General features: G+C 64.0%; 12 protein-coding genes and 1 pseudogene. 7 read left to right on the top strand and 6 right to left on the bottom strand.

Annotated features, from left to right (window positions below; all coding sequences use genetic code 11):
- Positions 1–207 precede the first annotated feature (207 nt).
- From JX552_RS25685 to JX552_RS25655, 7 genes and pseudogenes are all read left to right on the top strand, one after another.
- Complete coding sequence (locus JX552_RS25685; protein WP_205874604.1) at positions 208–1,791, top strand: serine hydrolase; 1,584 nt, start codon at positions 208–210, stop codon at positions 1,789–1,791.
- Positions 1,788–4,154, top strand: a complete 2,367-nt coding sequence (locus JX552_RS25680) for a cation-translocating P-type ATPase (RefSeq protein ID WP_205874603.1) — start codon at positions 1,788–1,790, stop codon at positions 4,152–4,154. Before JX552_RS25685 ends, JX552_RS25680 begins: the two co-directional genes overlap by 4 nt.
- 269 nt (positions 4,155–4,423) lie before the next feature.
- On the top strand, positions 4,424–10,678 hold the full coding sequence (locus tag JX552_RS33500) for a PPE family protein (RefSeq protein WP_205874602.1): 6,255 nt from the start codon (positions 4,424–4,426) through the stop codon (positions 10,676–10,678).
- A gap of 70 nt (positions 10,679–10,748) precedes the next feature.
- On the top strand, positions 10,749–10,928 hold the full coding sequence (locus JX552_RS25670) for an antitoxin (protein ID WP_205878686.1): 180 nt from the start codon (positions 10,749–10,751) through the stop codon (positions 10,926–10,928).
- A gap of 5 nt (positions 10,929–10,933) precedes the next feature.
- Positions 10,934–11,371, top strand: coding sequence for a type II toxin-antitoxin system Rv0910 family toxin (locus tag JX552_RS25665; RefSeq protein ID WP_205874601.1), 438 nt, complete (start codon positions 10,934–10,936; stop codon positions 11,369–11,371).
- A 77-nt stretch (positions 11,372–11,448) separates the two neighbouring features.
- A pseudogene (locus JX552_RS25660) lies at positions 11,449–12,221 on the top strand (VOC family protein).
- A gap of 26 nt (positions 12,222–12,247) precedes the next feature.
- Positions 12,248–12,676 (top strand): hypothetical protein, encoded by a 429-nt coding sequence (locus tag JX552_RS25655; RefSeq protein ID WP_205874600.1) that lies wholly within the window; start codon positions 12,248–12,250, stop codon positions 12,674–12,676.
- 69 nt (positions 12,677–12,745) lie between these two features.
- Here the strand turns inward: JX552_RS25655 and JX552_RS25650 are convergent, their stop codons facing one another.
- From JX552_RS25650 to JX552_RS25625, 6 genes are all read right to left on the bottom strand, one after another.
- On the bottom strand, positions 12,746–13,219 hold the full coding sequence (locus JX552_RS25650; protein WP_205874599.1) for a VOC family protein: 474 nt from the start codon (positions 13,217–13,219) through the stop codon (positions 12,746–12,748).
- Between the two features lie 4 nt (positions 13,220–13,223).
- Entirely contained in the window at positions 13,224–14,750 is a 1,527-nt protein-coding gene (locus JX552_RS25645) for a carotenoid oxygenase family protein (RefSeq protein ID WP_205874598.1), read from the bottom strand.
- Position 14,751: 1 nt separating this feature from the next.
- Entirely contained in the window at positions 14,752–15,981 is a 1,230-nt protein-coding gene (locus tag JX552_RS25640; protein WP_205874597.1) for an acetyl-CoA acetyltransferase, read from the bottom strand.
- A 311-nt stretch (positions 15,982–16,292) separates the two neighbouring features.
- Positions 16,293–17,516, bottom strand: a complete 1,224-nt coding sequence (locus JX552_RS25635) for a PPE family protein (RefSeq protein ID WP_205874596.1) — start codon at positions 17,514–17,516, stop codon at positions 16,293–16,295.
- Between the two features lie 8 nt (positions 17,517–17,524).
- Positions 17,525–17,824, bottom strand: coding sequence for a PE family protein (locus tag JX552_RS25630; RefSeq protein ID WP_205874595.1), 300 nt, complete (start codon positions 17,822–17,824; stop codon positions 17,525–17,527).
- A 183-nt stretch (positions 17,825–18,007) separates the two neighbouring features.
- Positions 18,008–18,238: a hypothetical protein gene (locus JX552_RS25625; protein WP_205874594.1), complete on the bottom strand. Its 231-nt coding sequence runs from the start codon at positions 18,236–18,238 to the stop codon at positions 18,008–18,010.
- Positions 18,239–18,244: the final 6 nt, after the last annotated feature.

The raw sequence follows: 18,244 nt of genomic DNA, 5'->3' as shown, positions 1-18,244 counted from the left end.
GGGCGCGCATCGTCGCCGGGCTGGCGTGGAATGTGCCCGGCTCCTCCTCGCGCCTATCGGGCGCGCATCGTCGCCGGGCTGGCGTGGAATGTGCCCGGCTCCTCCTCGCGCCTATCGGGCGCGCATCGTCGCCGGGCTGGCGTGGAATGTGCCCGGCTCCTCCTCGCGCCTATCGGGCGCGCATCGTCGCCGGGCTAGAGTGCGGCCATGACGAAATCCGCGGCCGCAGCCGCAGTCCTGGTGATGCTGCTCGTGCTGACCGGATGCGGGCCCTCCCGGCCGGTCGCCACCCCCTCGCCGGCACCGACGCAGGTGCCGCCCAACGAGGTGTCCGGAGTGCAGATCCCGGCCGGTCGTATCGACGAAGCGGTTGCCAAAGTCGACGGCTTGGTGGCCGAGCTGATGAAGAACTCCGGCATCCCGGGAATGGCCGTAGCGGTCGTCCACGGCGGAAAGACGTTGTACGCCAAAGGATTCGGTATTAGGGATGCCAGTAGGGCGGACGACCCGGACAATAAAGTCAACGCCGACACCGTCTTTCAGCTGGCGTCGATATCCAAGTCGGTCGGAGCAACCGTGGTGGCACATGAGGTGACCGAAGGCACTGTCACCTGGGACACACCCGTGGTGACCAAGCTGCCGGGCTTCTCCCTGATCGACCCGTATGTCACGACACACGTCAGCGTCGCCGACCTGTACTCACACCGCTCGGGTCTGCCCGACCACGCCGGTGACGCGCTGGAAGATCTGGGTTATGACCGCCAACAGGTGCTGGAGCGGTTGAAGTACCTGCCGCTGGCACCGTTTCGGATCAGCTACGCCTATACCAACTTCGGGGTGACGGCAGCCGCCGAGGCGGTCGCCGCCGCAACCGGTAAGCCCTGGGAGGAGCTGTCCGAGGAGGTGCTGTACCGCCCGCTGGGGATGTCGTCGACCAGTTCGAAGTTCGCCGATTTCCTAGCCAGGCCCAACCACGCGGTCAACCACATCAAAGTCGGTGACAAGTGGGAAGCGCGATTTCAGCGCGATCCCGACCCCCAGACGCCGGCCGGCGGGGTGAGCTCGTCGGTCAATGACATGGCGCGCTGGCTGAGCATGGTGATGGCCAGCGGCACCTACAACGGCCAGCGGATCACCTCACCGGAAGCGTTGCTACCCGCCATCACCCCGCAGGTCATCTCGACCGCCGCCCGCAACCCGAACGCCCGGGCCGGCACCTACGGCCACGGCTTCAATACCTCGGTGACCTCGTCGGGGCGCACGATGTACAGCCACTCGGGTGCCTTCGGGCTCGGCGCCGCAACGAATTTCGCTGTCATGCCGTCCGAGGACATCGGCATCATCGCCCTGACCAACGCCGCGCCCTACGGGATTCCGGAGGCGCTGAACGCCGAGTTCATGGATCTGGTTCAGTACGGCCAGGTACGGGAAGACTGGGCGAATCTGTACCGCCAGCAGCTCGCGCCGATGAACAACCCCGACGGCACCCTCGTCGGCAAGCAGCCCCCGGTGAGTCCCGCGCCGGCCCGGCCGTTCGGCGACTACGCCGGCGTCTACAACAACGACTACTGGGGACCGGCCACCGTGACCGACCGCGACGGCCAGCTGCAACTGGCGCTCGGCCCGAAAGGCCAGATATTCAATCTGACGCACTGGGACGGAGACACTTTCACCTTCCCGCTATCCACCGAGAACGCCCTGCCCGGATCCATATCCAAGGCGGTCTTCTCCGGAAACGCGCTGCAGCTCGAATATTTCGACGCCAATGATCTGGGAACCTTCACCCGATGACCGGTCTCACCGATGCCGAAGTGGCACAACGGATTGCAGACGGGAGAAGCAACAACGTTCCCGAGCGCGCCACCCGTAGCATCGCCCAGATCGTCAGGGCCAACGTCTTCACCCGGATCAACGCGATCCTCGGCGTGCTGTTCGGCATCGTGCTGCTCACCGGATCGTTGATCAACGGCTTGTTCGGCATGCTCATCGTCGCCAACAGCGTGATCGGCATGGTCCAGGAGATCCGCGCCAAGCAGACCCTGGACCGACTGGCGATCGTCGGTCAGGCAAAACCTCTGGTACGCAGGCAATCCGGCACGGTCACCGTGTCCCCCGATGAAGTGGTGCTCGACGACATCATTGAACTCGGTCCGGGCGATCAGATCGTGGTCGACGGGGAGGTGCTCGAAGAGCAGAACCTGGAGGTCGACGAATCGCTGCTGACAGGTGAAGCCGATTCGATCGCCAAAGATATTGGAAACAAGGTGATGTCGGGCAGTTTTGTGGTCGCCGGCACGGGAGCCTACCGTGCCACGAAGGTGGGCGCCGATGCCTACGCCGCCAAACTCGCCGCCGAGGCCAGCAAGTTCACCCTGGTCAAATCCGAACTGCGCAACGGCATCAACCGGATACTGCAGTTCATCACCTACCTCCTGATCCCGGTCGGGCTGCTGACCATCTACACCCAGCTGTTCACCACGAACGCCGGGTGGCGCGAGTCGGTGCTGGCCATGGTGGGGGCGCTGGTCCCGATGGTGCCCGAGGGCCTCGTGCTGATGACGTCGATCGCGTTCGCCGTCGGTGTCGTGCGACTCGGGCGGCGGCAATGCCTCGTTCAGGAATTGCCAGCGATCGAGGGGCTGGCACGGGTCGACGTGGTCTGCGCGGATAAGACGGGCACGCTGACCGAAACCGGTATGCGCGTGGCTGAAGTCCGGGAACTCGACGCCGCGAGGGACCGTGTCGCCGAGGCGCTCGCCGCAGTCGCCGCGGCCGACCCGCGCCCGAATGCCAGCATGCTGGCGATATTCGAAGCATACGGCGCGAAACCCGACTGGACCCCGACCGCGACGGCGCCATTCAAATCGGCGACCAAGTGGAGTGGCGTGTCGTTCGGTGATCACGGCAACTGGGTGATCGGCGCACCCGATGTTCTGCTCGATCCGCAGTCGGCGGCGGCCGAGCAGGCAGAACGGCTGGCCGCCCAAGGGCTGCGGGTGCTGTTGCTGGGATCGATAAGAGTTTCGGTAGACGATGCCGCGGCTCCGGGCGACGTGACGCCGGCGGCCCTGGTGGTGCTGGAGCAGAAAGTGCGTCCCGATGCTCGCGAGACGCTGGAATACTTTGCGGCGCAAAAAGTGTCGGTGAAGGTCATCTCCGGCGACAACGCGGTGTCGGTTGGAGCGGTGGCGGACAAGCTCGGTTTGCACAGTCAGGCGATGGACGCACGCCGGCTGCCCGTCGACCAAGCGGAACTGGCTGACGTGCTGGACTCGCACAACACCTTCGGTCGGGTGCGGCCGGACCAGAAACGGGCCATCGTGCATGCCCTCCAATCACATGGCCACACAGTCGCGATGACCGGAGACGGCGTCAACGATGTGTTGGCCCTCAAAGACGCTGATATCGGTGTGGCGATGGGCGCGGGCAGTCCAGCCTCGCGTGCGGTGGCACAGATCGTGTTGCTGGACAATAAATTCGCCACTCTGCCGTTCGTCGTGGGCGAGGGCCGGCGGGTGATCGGGAACGTCGAGCGCGTCGCCAGTCTCTTTCTGACCAAGACGGTCTACTCCGCACTGCTCGCCTTGCTGGTGGGAATCGAGTGCTTACTTGCGAAGCCCTTGGGGGCCGAGCCCTTGCTCTACCCGTTCCAGCCGATCCACGTGACTATCGCGGCCTGGTTCACCATCGGCATCCCGTCATTCATCTTGTCGTTGGCGCCGAACCACGAGCGCGCGTACCCGGGTTTCGTCCGGCGGGTGCTGACCTCGGCGCTACCGGCCGGACTGGTCGTCGGCATCGCGACGTTCACGACCTACCTAACCGCCTATAACGGCCGTCACGCATCCTCGGTGCAGCAGGACCAGGCGTCCACCGCGGCGCTGATCACCCTGCTGATGACCGCTGTCTGGGTACTTGCGGTTGCGGCCCGCCCCTACGAGTGGTGGCGGTTGGCGCTGGTCATCGGATCCGTACTCGCGTATGTGCTGATCTTCAGCCTGCCGTGGACGCAGCACAAGTTCTTTCTGGACACGTCGAACCTGGGGGTTACTTCGGTCGCGCTGGGCATCGGAGCGCTGGGTGCCGGGGCGATCGAGGCGATGTGGTGGCTTCGTGCCAGGATCCTCGGCGTGCGGCCACAATTGTGGGGATAGTTGTCGTGCGGAAGGCCCGCGTCAATTAAATTGGATCGCCGAAGCCATTTGTACACGGACTTTACATTCTAATTCAAGAGAAATTCTTATGACCACCGGTCACACGTATTTGATAAAGTCCGCAAAATCTAACCGAAGCGGGCGTAAGCTGACGCGCAATCATCCGAGCTCGCAGACGGTCGGGTAACCGCGGTGCATGCCGCGGCGTCATGTGCCGGGTGAGCGGTGGATGGTCGCGGGCTGGGCCACTCGCCGGAAAGGTTGCGGCGATGAATTTTGCGGTGTCGCCACCAGAGATCAACTCCGCGCGCATATTTGGCGGGGCGGGAGCGGGTTCGCTGTTGGACGCCGCTGCAGCTTGGGATGCGCTGGCCGACGAATTGAGTTCGGCGGCAACCGCGTTTTCCTCGGTGACCTCCGCGTTGGTGGGCTCGTCATGGCAAGGGGCGGCGTCGGCGGCGATGGTCGACGTGGCCGGGCGCTATCTGGGTTGGCTCGCTTCGACCGGTGCACAGGCTCAGCAGGCGGCCGGGCAAGCTCGTACTCCTGCCACTGCGTTCGAGGCGGCGCTTGCAGCGACGGTGAATCCGGGGGCGGTCCTGCTCAACCGCTCTCAATTGGTGTCGTTGGTAAGCTCCAACCTGCTCGGCTTCAACGCCCCGGCAATCGCGGCCGTGGAAGCCCAATACGAGCAGATGTGGGCGCAAGACGTCGCCGCTATGCTCGGTTATCACGCCGAAGCCTCCGCCGTCGTGTCCGCGTTGTCGCCGTTCACCCAGGTGCTGCAGAACTCACCCGCAGCCTTCACAGCGATCGCCGCGTCTGCGCAGGCGGCAATTGCTCATCCCGAAGGCCGGGTCAGCATCCTCAATGTGGGGTTGGCGAACCTGGGTGTGGGTAATGTCGGGTTTGCGAATATGGGTGATGTGAATGTGGGTGGGGGAAATGTGGGTGGCGGCAATGTGGGGTTGGGGAATTTGGGGAATTGGAATGTTGGGTGGGGGAATTTGGGGAGTTTCAATCTGGGGTCGGGGAATCTGGGTGGCTATAATGTGGGGCCGTCGAATTTGGGTTCCTATAATTTGGGGTGGGGGAACCTGGGGGACTATAATTACGGGTTTGGCAATACGGGGTTGAGTAATGTCGGGTTCGGTAATTCCGGATCGAACAATATTGGGGTCGGGTTGACCGGGGATGGTCAGGTCGGGTTCGGGGCGTGGAATTCTGGTAGTGGGAATGTGGGGTTGTTCAACTCCGGGACGGGGAATGTGGGGTTCTTCAACTCTGGGAGTGGGAACTGGGGGATTGGGAACTCCGGTGAGTTGAACACCGGGTTGTTCAATGCGGGTCGGCTCAATACCGGGGTGTTCAACACCGGTGTGCTCAATACGGGTGTCGGGAATCCGGGGAGTTACAACTCGGGCAGTTTCAATGTGGGGGTGTCCAATACGGGTTCGTGGAATCCGGGTTCGACGAATACGGGGTGGTTCAACACCGGGGATTACGACACTGGTTTCGGGAACACTGGGGACTTCAACACTGGCGGGTTCAACCAGGGCAGCCTGAACAACGGGTTCTTCTGGCGGGGGGACAACCAGGGCCAGGCCGCGTTCGACTACACCCTGACCATCCCCCGCATCGCCATCGGTCTCGATATCGATGTTCCGATCGACATTCCGGTCACGGGAACGCTCGGATCCATAGTGAATGGCCAGCCTCCGCCGATTATCACCATCGGATCGTTCACCATCCCGACGTTGCGTCTCAACGGCAGTGAACTGAGTGGCACCATCGGTCCGATTGTGGTCGATCAGATTGTCGTCAATGGTCCGTCGTTGAATTTGCGGGTGGGTGGTCCGGGTGAGGGGCTGGTGTTGCGCTTCTCGGGTCCGGCGGTGGGTCCGGTGGTGATTCCGGTGTTGGGGTTGGCGCCGGGTCCGGGGTTGGGGAATACGACGGGTGGTCCGTCGTCGGGGTTCTTCAATAGTGGGTCGGGTAGTGCGTCGGGGTTTGGCAATGTGGGTGGGGGTTCGGGGTGGTGGAATGTGGCTACTGGGGTGGGTGGGTTCTCGGGTGTGGGGAATGTGGGGGTGTTGGGTTCGGGGTTGTTGAACCTGGGTGAGGGTGTGTCGGGGTGGTACAACTCGATTCCAAGTATGGGTTCGGGTGTGGGCAATGTGGGTGTGCAGGTGGCGGGATTGTTCTCGCAGGGTCTGGACAAGGTGAGTTTGTTCAACCTGGGGGTGGCCAATCATGGTGGGTTGAACCTGGGTAGCGCCAATGTGGGTGATCACAATCTGGGTAGCGGTAATCTTGGCGGCGCCAACGTGGGTGGCGGCAATGTGGGTGAGGCCAACGTCGGGGTCGGCAATATCGGTGATCACAATGTTGGTGGGGGCAATATCGGTGATCTCAATGTGGGTGGCGGGAACGCTGGTGACGGGAATCGGGGCTGGGGTAATACCGGCAGTCTCAACATCGGTTGGGGTAATACCGGTGTGGGGAACTTCGGGTTCGCTAATTCCGGTAGCAACAACATCGGTATCGGGCTGACCGGGGATAATCAGGTCGGGTTCGGGGCGTTGAATTCCGGCAGTGGGAATGTGGGGTTCTTCAATTCCGGGACTGGCAATATCGGGTTCTTCAATTCCGGGACGGGTAATTTCGGGATCGGTAACTCGGGGTTGTTTAACACCGGGATCGGGAACACCGGGACGGTCAACAGCGGGTTGTTCAACTCCGGTGGGTTCAACACCGGGTGGGCCAATGCGGGCGGGTACAACACCGGCGGGTTCAACACCGGTGATTTCAACACCGGTTCCTACAACGCCGGTGACACCAACACCGGGGATTTCAACACCGGGAACACCAACACCGGCTGGGCCAACACCGGTGATGTCAACACCGGGGCGTTCATCTCGGGCAACCAGAGCAACGGGCTGCTCTGGCGCGGCGACCGCCTGGGCCTGATCTCCGGCGACTACACCCTGACCATCCCCGAAATCCCCCTCACCCTCGGCGGCGGCGGCATCATCGACATCCCGATCACCGGCCAGATCACCGGATTAAGCATCCAGCCCATCGTGGTCCACGGCCTCAACAGCTCCGCGATTCCCGTGGATCTTCAAGTCAACGTCCTTGGTGCGGACACGGGTGGGCTCGATATCCGGGTCGGCCCGTTTGGCCCGGCAGACATTATCCCGGCCTTCACTATCCCGATTCCAGCATTGCCGCTCAATCTGTCAGTGAGCATTGACAATACGCTATCCGCCATCACTACGCCGGAGATCAGCTTCAATCCCATTTTCTTGAACGGCATACGGCTGGGTGGTGTGTCAACGCCGGTGACGGTGACGGTGGGTGGGAATGTGGGTCCGGTGGTGGCGCAGGTGTTCCATATTGCGCCGGCGCCGGGGTTGGGGAATGCGACGGATGCGCCGTCGTCGGGGTTCTTGAATTTTGGTGCGGGCGGGGTGTCGGGTTTCGGGAATATCGGTGGGGTTGTTTCCGGGTACGCCAATGTCGGGTCGATGGTCTCGGGTGTGAAGAATTTGGGGACCTTGCTGTCGGGTGTGGCGAACCTGGGTGAGGCGTTGTCGGGGATCAACAACACCGCCTCGGCGGGTGTGGGGACCTCGGGTGTGGGCAATGTGGGTGGGGACTTGTCGGGGTTGTACTTCGTGGGTGCTGACCGGATGAGTGTGTTCAATGTGGGGTTGGCGAACCTGGGTGTGGGTAATGTCGGGTTTGCGAATATGGGTGATGTGAATGTGGGTGGGGGAAATGTGGGTGGCGGCAATGTGGGGTTGGGGAATTTGGGGAATTGGAATGTTGGGTGGGGGAATTTGGGGAGTTTCAATCTGGGGTCGGGGAATCTGGGTGGCTATAATGTGGGGCCGTCGAATTTGGGTTCCTATAATTTGGGGTGGGGGAACCTGGGGGACTATAATTACGGGTTTGGCAATACGGGGTTGAGTAATGTCGGGTTCGGTAATTCCGGATCGAACAATATTGGGGTCGGGTTGACCGGGGATGGTCAGGTCGGGTTCGGGGCGTGGAATTCTGGTAGTGGGAATGTGGGGTTGTTCAACTCCGGGACGGGGAATGTGGGGTTCTTCAACTCTGGGAGTGGGAACTGGGGGATTGGGAACTCCGGTGAGTTGAACACCGGGTTGTTCAATGCGGGTCGGCTCAATACCGGGGTGTTCAACACCGGTGTGCTCAATACGGGTGTCGGGAATCCGGGGAGTTACAACTCGGGCAGTTTCAATGTGGGGGTGTCCAATACGGGTTCGTGGAATCCGGGTTCGACGAATACGGGGTGGTTCAACACCGGGGATTACGACACTGGTTTCGGGAACACTGGGGACTTCAACACTGGCGGGTTCAACCAGGGCAGCCTGAACAACGGGTTCTTCTGGCGGGGGGACAACCAGGGCCAGGCCGCGTTCGACTACACCCTGACCATCCCCCGCATCGCCATCGACATCGATGCCAGCATCCCCATCGACATCCCCATCAGGGGATCACTCAGCAACATCGTGGTGGACGCTTTCACCATCCCGGCGGTGAACCTGGTGGATACCGATGGTGCAGGGAACAGCGTCACCGGCACCATAGGACCATTCGCGGTCGATCAGATTGTCGTCAATGGTCCGTCGTTGAATTTGCGGGTGGGTGGTCCGGGTGAGGGGCTGGTGTTGCGCTTCTCGGGTCCGGCGGTGGGTCCGGTGGTGATTCCGGTGTTGGGGTTGGCGCCGGGTCCGGGGTTGGGGAATACGACGGGTGGTCCGTCGTCGGGGTTCTTCAATAGTGGGTCGGGTAGTGCGTCGGGGTTTGGCAATGTGGGTGGGGGTTCGGGGTGGTGGAATGTGGCTACTGGGGTGGGTGGGTTCTCGGGTGTGGGGAATGTGGGGGTGTTGGGTTCGGGGTTGTTGAACCTGGGTGAGGGTGTGTCGGGGTGGTACAACTCGATTCCAAGTATGGGTTCGGGTGTGGGCAATGTGGGTGTGCAGGTGGCGGGATTGTTCTCGCAGGGTCTGGACAAGGTGAGTTTGTTCAACCTGGGGGTGGCCAATCATGGTGGGTTGAACCTGGGTAGCGCCAATGTGGGTGATCACAATCTGGGTAGCGGTAATCTTGGCGGCGCCAACGTGGGTGGCGGCAATGTGGGTGAGGCCAACGTCGGGGTCGGCAATATCGGTGATCACAATGTTGGTGGGGGCAATATCGGTGATCTCAATGTGGGTGGCGGGAACGCTGGTGACGGGAATCGGGGCTGGGGTAATACCGGCAGTCTCAACATCGGTTGGGGTAATACCGGTGTGGGGAACTTCGGGTTCGCTAATTCCGGTAGCAACAACATCGGTATCGGGCTGACCGGGGATAATCAGGTCGGGTTCGGGGCGTTGAATTCCGGCAGTGGGAATGTGGGGTTCTTCAATTCCGGGACTGGCAATATCGGGTTCTTCAATTCCGGGACGGGTAATTTCGGGATCGGTAACTCGGGGTTGTTTAACACCGGGATCGGGAACACCGGGACGGTCAACAGCGGGTTGTTCAACTCCGGTGGGTTCAACACCGGGTGGGCCAATGCGGGCGGGTACAACACCGGCGGGTTCAACACCGGTGATTTCAACACCGGTTCCTACAACGCCGGTGACACCAACACCGGGGATTTCAACACCGGGAACACCAACACCGGCTGGGCCAACACCGGTGATGTCAACACCGGGGCGTTCATCTCGGGCAACCAGAGCAACGGGCTGCTCTGGCGCGGCGACCGCCTGGGCCTGATCTCCGGCGACTACACCCTGACCATCCCCGAAATCCCCCTCACCCTCGGCGGCGGCGGCATCATCGACATCCCGATCACCGGCGACATCACCGGACTCACCGTCAACCCGTTCGCGATCCGTGGCGTCGGCGGGGGCAACATCCCGGTCGACGTGAACATCTTTGTCGATGCGGACACCCAAGGCTTCGATATCAGGATCAATCTTCCACTCGATGTCGGGACGGTCACGATTCCTGTCTCGGGTCTTCCGATCAACTTGACAATTCCGCTGCGCTCTCAGCTGGAGCCGATCCAGGTGCAGGAAATCAGAATCGCCACGATCCCTCTCGACCTCACCGTCGGCGGCGACACAACATTCCTAAACGTTGGTCTCAGCGGGCTAATCGGCCCGATCACCCTCCCGGTGTTGCATCTGCCCCCAATGCCCGGCATCGGCAACTCCACAATCGCCCCGTCGTCGGGCTTCTTCAACTCCGGCGGTGGCGATTCCTCCGGCTTCGGAAACATCGGCGACACCGTCTCCGGCCTGTGGAACGTCGGTTCATTTGCCTCTGGTTTCGAGAACTACGCCGGTAGCCTGGTGTCCGGTCTGACCAATTTGGGCAGCGCCCTCTCCGGTCTCGGTAACACCAGCAACCTCGACATTGCGCTGGCCGGCCTGATCTCGGGCGCCGGGAACATCGGTAGCCGACTCTCCGGTCTCCTGCTGAGCGGCAGCGTGCCTTAAGGCCGCCCAGCCGCGACAAGTAGGGTTCTCTGAGGACGCGTGGGGAAGCCTCGGGAAGGAATAAATGAGCATGGGATTCCTGGACAAGGCCAAGGACCTGATGGTGCAGAACGCCGACAAGGTCGAGACGGCGATCAACAAAGCGGGCGAGTTCGTCGACGAGAAGACGCAGGGTAAGTACTCCGACACCATCCACAAGGTGCAGGAGGAAGCCAAGAAGATCGTCGACACCGGCGGCCAACAGAGCTGACGCAGATGGCGAAACTCTCCGGATCCATTGATGTACCGCTGCCGCCGGAACAGGCCTGGACACACGCCTGCGACCTGAACCGGTACCGGGAGTGGCTGACCATCCACAAGGTCTGGCGCAGCAAGTTGCCCGACGTGCTCGAAAAGGGCACGGTCATCGAGTCCTACGTCGAGGTCAAGGGCATGCCCAACCGCGTCAGGTGGACGGTCGTGCGCTACAAGCCACCCGAGGGCATGACGCTCAACGGCGACGGTTCGGGTGGGGTCAAGGTGAAGCTGATGGCCAAAGTCGCCCCGAAAGAGCAGGGTTCCGTCATCAGCTTCGACGTCCATCTCGGCGGGCCGGCGCTGTTCGGGCCGATCGGCATGGTTGTCGCCGCCGCGTTACGCAGCGACATCCGCGACTCTCTGCAGAACTTCGTCAGAGTGTTCGCCTCGGGCTGACCCATCGCGCGCACCGCGATGAGTTTCCGTCCCGGGCCGAGTCGATATCGAGGTACCCACCAACCAAGGAGGACCTCGTGCCTGCCCGTCATGACGCGCCATTGGGCGCCCCCTGCTGGATCGACCTGACCACATCCGACGTCGACCGCGCGCAAGATTTCTACGGAGCCGTCTTCGGGTGGACGTTCGAGTCCGGCGGACCTGACTATGGCGGGTACATCAATGCCGCTGTTGACGGCCGCGCGGTCGCCGGTCTGATGGCCAACGATCCCGAATGGCAGACTCCGGATAACTGGTGCACCTACTTCCACACCGCCGACATCCATGCGTCGGTCTCGGCGAGCGCCGTTGCCGGCGGCTCGGGTTGCCTGCAACCCATGGAGGTCCCCGACAAGGGCTTCCTGGCGGTGGCGACCGACCCGACCGGTGCCGCCTTCGGCCTGTGGCAACCGTTGCAGCACCGCGGATTCGAGGTGACCGGCCAGGCCGGCGCGCCGGTCTGGCACCAACTGACCACGCGCGATCACGGCGCCGCCCTGGACTTCTACCTCCAGGTGTTCGGATGGCGCACCGAGCAGGTCGGCGACACCGACGAGTTCCGTTACACCACAGCGTGGTTCGGTGATGAGCAATTGCTCGGCGTGATGGACGGGGCCAGGATGCTAGCCGAGGGTGTGCCGTCGCGTGGAGCATCTTCTTCGGCGCCGAAGACGTCGACAAGACGCTGCAGGTGATCGTCGACAACGGTGGAGCGGTGCTGCGCGATGCCGAGGACACTCCGTACGGACGCCTGGCTTCGGCCGCCGATCCGACGGGAGTCGCCTTCAACCTGTCGTCCTTGGAGGGCTGAGACGCGATTCGGTTAACCTCGCAACCATGAGTCGGCGTCCAGATCCAGGCTGGCTGGTGGCGCTGTTCGCCACAGCCGTGTTGGTCAGCGCCTGGATGCCGTGGTTGGCTACTCAGGTCAACGGCGGAGGTTGGGCGAACGCGATCGGGGGCACCCACGGCAGCTTGGAGCTGCCCCGTGGTTTCGGCGCCGGTCAGCTCATCGTGTTGCTGTCCTCGACGCTGTTGGTGGCGGGCGCAATGGTGGGCCGCAGGCTCTCGGTGCGGGCGGCTTCGATTGCCGCGCTGGTCATCTCGCTGCTTATCGGTGCGTTGATGGTGCTGTACTACCAGCGCAACGTCAGTGCGCCGGTATCGGCGGAATACGGGTTATACGTCGGGGCGGTGGCAGCAGGGTGCGCAGTGTTGTGCGCCCTATGGGCGGTGGCGACCGAGGCGTTCGGCGGGCGGCGTTAGACGGAACCGGCCACGGGTGCGGCCCAGGCCGTACGCCGCGCGTGCGGCAAGATGTGCCCGGGCCAGGACTCAATTGGACGGGAACTCGTGGGTGCCCGACGCCGAACTGTCCTCCGGCTCGTTGACGCCGTAGACGAACGGCGCGAACACGACCTCGCGGCCATCGGGATCCCGATAGGTGACCGCGCCCATCGCAGCCCAATACGGGTGCTGCTCGACGCGCGGGAACGACGCCGCTTCCAGACGTGCGACCGCCGCCTGCTGGGCTTGCCGATGCGGAAAGTACAGGCACAACTGTTCGTGCGGGTCCACGGCGACCGGTTCGACCGACTCGACGATCTCCATCGTCAGATTCCAGCTCGGCAGCCCGAAGATGGCGCCGTTGCTGCCGTAGCTGTCGCCGAAGGTCTCGTGCAACGGCAGTCCCACCAGTTCGCGGTAGAACCGCACCGTCTCGGCGAAGTTCGACGAGCGGCGGGCGAATCGGATGGAGCCGATCGACGCCAGGGACAAGGGCCAGTGCGTCGTGCGGTGCTTGCCCATGCGTCTAGAGCCCTACTGCGTCTGCCGCTGTCTCGGCGCGGTCCCACCGCCTCAACTCCGTGCCGGGCACCCACGTCGAATGGGTGCCGCTGCAGATGCGTTCCGGCAGTGCCAGTTTGCACACCGGGCCATCGCCGACCCGAGCAGCGTCGAAAACAAGGCAGTACGAGGCGTCGGCGTTCATGTCGGTGGTCAGGGTGACCAGGTAGCCGTCGTCCTCAGCGCCGCTGCCGCCCACCCTGGGCGCCATCGCCGTCTCGCTGCCGTAGACACCGTCGCCCAGTGCGTACCGCTCCTCGCGGCCGGTGAGCAGGTCGTGTTTGACCAGTCCGTCGAACAGAAACCAGCCCGGCTTGCCGCTGGCGGCATACACGTAGCGGTACTGAGAGGTGGCGTAGTCCGCGTTGATCATGCCGAACTCGGTGATCGACTCCGACAGCGATTCCTCCTTCACCGCACCGGTGACCAGGTTGAACCGCCACCGGTGCAGTCTGGCCTGCATCCGGTCCAAAGCCAGGAAGCGGAACAGCTTCTCCCACTTGCCAGCTGGGCCCGCGCCGCTCTCCAAGGGTTGCGGTGCACCCTCGTAGAAGCCGTCCAGCACGATCTCGTCGCCGTCCTCATAGGCGTTGGTGAAGTGCAGCACGAATGTCGGGTCCGCCTCGAACCACCGGATCTCCTCGGTCGAGCCGCGCCGCGGAATCACCGCGAAGCGCGACGGCATTTCCGGGTAGAACCGTGGCAGGTGCACCTGGTGTCCGAGCAGTTGGGGGTCCCAGAAGAGCGGGAAATCGTTCAGTATTGCGTAGTTCTCGGTGAATGCCATGTCATGGGGCAGCCGGGGGCCCGGCAGCGGGATGTCTACGTAATGGACCAGGTCGTTGTTCTCGTCGACCACGCCGTAGCGCAGGTACGGGTCCTGCTTGCTGTAGTTGAAGAACAACAGCTCGCCGGTCTTGCTGTCCACCTTGGGATGTGCCGATACACCCCAGTCGGCCGGAAATCCGCCGTTCCAGCTCTCCTTGCCCAGTGTGGTGCCCGAATACGGGTCAACCCGGTACAAATCACCGCACTGGTAGAAACTGGTCAAGGCGGTGCCGCGGTGCACGATCACGTCGGTGCTGGACGCGTCTTTCATCAATCCGCGCGCCCCCCAACCCTTTTCCCGTTTGGCGAACTGCACCGGCTCGGCCAGCCCGGGCCACAGTGGTTCCCCCGCCTCGTTTTCCGCCAGAAAGCCGTCGGTCTGAACAAACCGGTTGCGATAGAACGCTTTGCCGTCCCGGAATCCGACTACGTGCAACATGCCGTCACCGTCGAACGGGTGGTATGTCTTGAACGCGGGATGCAGTGGGTTCTCGGTGTTCCGCAGATAGATGCCGTCCAGGTCGGTCGGAATCTCGCCCTCCACCGCGGTCAGGTCGTCGGCATTCCACTCGGTCGTCTGCGGTCGCCATGGGCCCGTCCGGTAGGGGTGGTCGTCATCCTCGGGCAGTGTCGACAGGTATTTGGCGACTACATCAACATCCATCTCAGATACCTCGCGTAGTGCTGACAACGAAACTGACGGTGGTGGCGGTGCTGCCGCCGAAATTTAACGTGCCGAAGGTCTTGGCGCCCTCGACCTGATAGTCACCGGCCGCGCCGCTGACCTGCTTGGCCGCGTCGAGCAACATACGGACCCCTGACGCCCCGACCGGGTGGCCGCCGCCGATCAGACCGCCGCTGGGGTTGATCGGCAGTCGCCCGCCGATTTCGATCTCGCCGTTCTCGATGGCTTTCCAGGATTCCCCCGGCCCGGTCAGTCCGATGTGGTCGATGGCCAGGTACTCGCTGGGGGTGAAGCAGTCGTGTACTTCGAACCCGTCCACGTCGTCCAGCGTCACCGCGGCGCGCCGCAACGCGTCGAGCACGGCGGCACGCACGTGCGGCAACACGTATGGGTCATCCGCCGAGCGGTCGAGCTTCTGGCGCAACCCCAGTCCGACTGTGCGATGGCCCCAGCCGTCGATCCGGCCCACCGGTCGCGCATCGGGGTGATCGCGCAGGTAGGCGTCGCTGACCAGGACAACGCCCGCGCCGCCGTCGGTCATCTGACTGCAGTCCAACCGTCGCAGGCGTCCCTCGGTGATCGGGTTGGCCTCGTCGTCGTCGGTGATCGGGTCGGGAACCGTCCAGCCCCGCGTCTGCGCGTTCGGGTTGCGGCGCGCGTTGGCGTAGTTGACCGCGGCGATGGCACGCAGATGGGTGTCGTCCAGGCCGTAGCGCCGGTCGTACTCGTCGGCGACCTCCGCGAACATGGACGGCCACAGGTAGCGCGCGTCGGCGCCCTCGTGTCCAGTCCAGGCCGCCGCACCCAGGTACTGAGCGGCGGTGTCACCGGGCACCGTCTTTTCCAGCTCGAGACCGACGACCAGCGCGCTGTCGTACGCCCCGGAGCGCAGGTCGGCCATTGCCGCCAGCGCCGCCACGCTGCCCGACGCGCACGCCGCCTCGTGCCGCGAAGCCGGCGTGTCCCACAGGTTGCTGCAGACCGTGGCCGGCATCGCCCCCAGATGCCCTTGTGTGGCGAACATCTCACCGAAGGCGTTGCCGACGTGGACCACTCCGATCGCCGCGGCGTCCACCCGCGCCGCCGCCAGCGTGCCGTCCACGACCTCCTCGGTCAAGGCGGCGAAGTCGCGCCGCTCCCGGGTCAGGTTGCGAGCGAAGTCACTCTGATAGCCGCCCAGGACCCAGATGCCGGTAGATGAGCCATTCATACGCGGCACGGTACTCCCAGGTGGGAACGCGCATCGCCCCTATGTGGGTATGCCGCGTCGACGGCCGGAAACGGCCCGGAATATAAGCGGTCCCGTCGGCTCTCGGGCTGAACCGACGGGACCTGGGTGGGCATATAGGCCGGCCGATACGCCCACCTCCGTTGAACCATTGCCATCCTCGGCGAACGGCAAACATTTCTTCTTGACAACATCTGGCCCCGGGCGGCGAAACCGGCGCCGAACTGTAGAAACGCGAGCATCTTTGGGGTGGGACGACTGTTGACAGAAAGTTTTGACACAGTCCGTGTGACTTATTGCGTTCGGTTGCCCGGGCTCGGGCCGGCAGGCGGCTGCTGGATCACCACGACCGTCGGCTTGCGCTTGGGCTGCCCGTCTTCGTCGGTCGCGGACTCGTTGCTCGCCGGGCTGCCGGTGCCCGTGCCGCCGCGACCGGCCATCCCCGCCAGTGCCATGCCGCCCAGCAGCGCTGCGGGCCCAGCGCTCAGGTTCGCCGGCACTGGCTCGACACCACCACTGGCGCTGGGCAGCGACTCGACCGCCAGGCGGATCTCCGGGGCAGCCACCGTCCAGCTGTGCGGGACCGTCAGCGCTCCCACCAGGGCGGCCTGACCGACGCCGGCGCTCGGCGCCCCCCCGATACCCGGCGGGGCATCCCGGTGCGACCCGAGCACGGTGCCTTCCGTGGGCTCCACCGCGTCGTCGTCCGGAGTCGGTTTGCTGGTGGTGCCGACGCCGAAGATCCACGGGCGGGCGGTGTTCACTGCAGACAGTGACAAGCTCGCGGTCGCGGTGACCGCGATATACGCAGCGGCGATATCAAGGTCGCCGATCGGGGTCGGCAGCGTGATCGACGCGGCGGAGCCCGGGATCGCCGACGACGCCGGAGACAACAGCGCGGCCAACCCTTGCAGGGTCTGGGCGCTGATGGCCGGTATGCCCGCGGTCGAGGCGGCGGCCGCGGCCGCGGCTGTGGGGCCCGCCGGGTCGGCGGTCTGCGTCGGCGCGGTGAACGGCAGCAGGGTCGACGCCGCCTCCGACGAGGCCGCGTAGTCGAACATCGCGGCCGCATCCTGAGCCCACATCTCGGCGTACTCGGCTTGTAGTGCCTCGATAGCGGGACTGTTCTGGCCCAGCACGTTCGTCTCGACGAGCGACATCAACTGCTCACGGTTGACGGCAATCAAGGCCGGCGGCACCGTCATCGCGAACGCCGCTTCGTATGCCGCCGCGGCCGCGCGGGCCTGGCCGGCAGTTCGTTCGGCCCGCACCGCGGCCGCGCTCAGCCAAGCCGCGTAGGGCGCGGCCGCGGCAGCCATCGACGCCGACGCCGGACCCATCCACGACTCCACCGCGAGCCCGGCGATCACGGTCCCGTAGGACACCGCCGCCGAATTCAGCACCGTGGCCAGGCTGTCCCAGGCGTTCGCGGCGGCCAGCGTCGATTCCGCGCCCGGGCCCGAATACATCCGGGCCGAGTTAACCTCCGGCGGCAACAGCCCGAAGTCGGTGACCAACGCGGACCCTATCCGGCCGAGACTGCATTGGCGGCCTCGGCCACCGCGTACGAGCCGGCGCTGGCGACCAGCGTGCTGACGAACAACTCGTGAATGAGCGCAGCCTGCGCGCTCATGGCTTGGTATGTCTGAGCCTGCACGCTGAACCGGGCTGCGGTCAGCGCCGAGACTTCGTCGGCGGCAGCCGGAACCACTCCGGTGGTGGGCGCGACGGCCGCGGCATTCTGGGCGACGACCGCCGATCCGATTCCCTGCAGGGTCCCTGCAGCCGACGCCAGCGTCTCCGGGTGGGTGACCACAAACGACATCCGCGTCTCCTTTGACCGATGGATGAACCGAAGTGCCTGTGCCGTGCGGGGATTGGGGCATCACACCGGGCGACGACCAGTTCCGGGTAGGCACGTGCTAGCAGCAGGTTACTGCTTTGGTGACCTAACGGTTAAAGATTGACGGTGATGTTTTAGGAAATCGGCTGCCAGGGGTGGGTGCGGTCAGGGGAGCGGCGGCGCCGGAGGGGCCGACAGGGCCGGCGGCGCGTCCAGGGTCGACGGCGGCGCCAGTGTAGTGAGCGGCGTGAGAGTCGTGGTCGGGGCCGTCGTGGTGTCGTTCATTGAGGTCGCCTGCTGAGGGTCGGAGCCCAGGCCCAGGGTCGCCGTCAGCGCGATGGCGGTTGCGGCGAAGGCGCAGTAAATGCCGACGGCCTTGATCGTGGTGCTTGTCATGGTGCC

The organism is Mycobacterium gordonae (genome assembly GCF_017086405.1).
Classification (GTDB): Bacteria; Actinomycetota; Actinomycetes; order Mycobacteriales; family Mycobacteriaceae; genus Mycobacterium; species Mycobacterium gordonae_D.
The sequence above is the reverse complement of the archived record's forward strand: the minus strand, read 5'-3'. Positions and strand labels throughout refer to the sequence as shown.

What these genes read in the sequence shown, in the direction of transcription:
- JX552_RS25650 (WP_205874599.1), bottom strand. Translation starts at nt 13,219, where the DNA reads ATGGGCAAGCACCGCACGACGCACTGGCCCTTGTCCCTGGCGTCGATC.
- JX552_RS25640 (WP_205874597.1), bottom strand. Translation starts at nt 15,981, where the DNA reads ATGAATGGCTCATCTACCGGCATCTGGGTCCTGGGCGGCTATCAGAGT.
- JX552_RS25630 (WP_205874595.1), bottom strand. Translation starts at nt 17,824, where the DNA reads ATGTCGTTTGTGGTCACCCACCCGGAGACGCTGGCGTCGGCTGCAGGG.
- JX552_RS25655 (WP_205874600.1), top strand. Translation starts at nt 12,248, where the DNA reads ATGAGTCGGCGTCCAGATCCAGGCTGGCTGGTGGCGCTGTTCGCCACA.
- JX552_RS25680 (WP_205874603.1), top strand. Translation starts at nt 1,788, where the DNA reads ATGACCGGTCTCACCGATGCCGAAGTGGCACAACGGATTGCAGACGGG.
- JX552_RS25670 (WP_205878686.1), top strand. Translation starts at nt 10,749, where the DNA reads ATGGGATTCCTGGACAAGGCCAAGGACCTGATGGTGCAGAACGCCGAC.
- JX552_RS25685 (WP_205874604.1), top strand. Translation starts at nt 208, where the DNA reads ATGACGAAATCCGCGGCCGCAGCCGCAGTCCTGGTGATGCTGCTCGTG.
- JX552_RS25625 (WP_205874594.1), bottom strand. Translation starts at nt 18,238, where the DNA reads ATGACAAGCACCACGATCAAGGCCGTCGGCATTTACTGCGCCTTCGCC.
- JX552_RS25645 (WP_205874598.1), bottom strand. Translation starts at nt 14,750, where the DNA reads ATGGATGTTGATGTAGTCGCCAAATACCTGTCGACACTGCCCGAGGAT.
- JX552_RS25665 (WP_205874601.1), top strand. Translation starts at nt 10,934, where the DNA reads ATGGCGAAACTCTCCGGATCCATTGATGTACCGCTGCCGCCGGAACAG.
- JX552_RS33500 (WP_205874602.1), top strand. Translation starts at nt 4,424, where the DNA reads ATGAATTTTGCGGTGTCGCCACCAGAGATCAACTCCGCGCGCATATTT.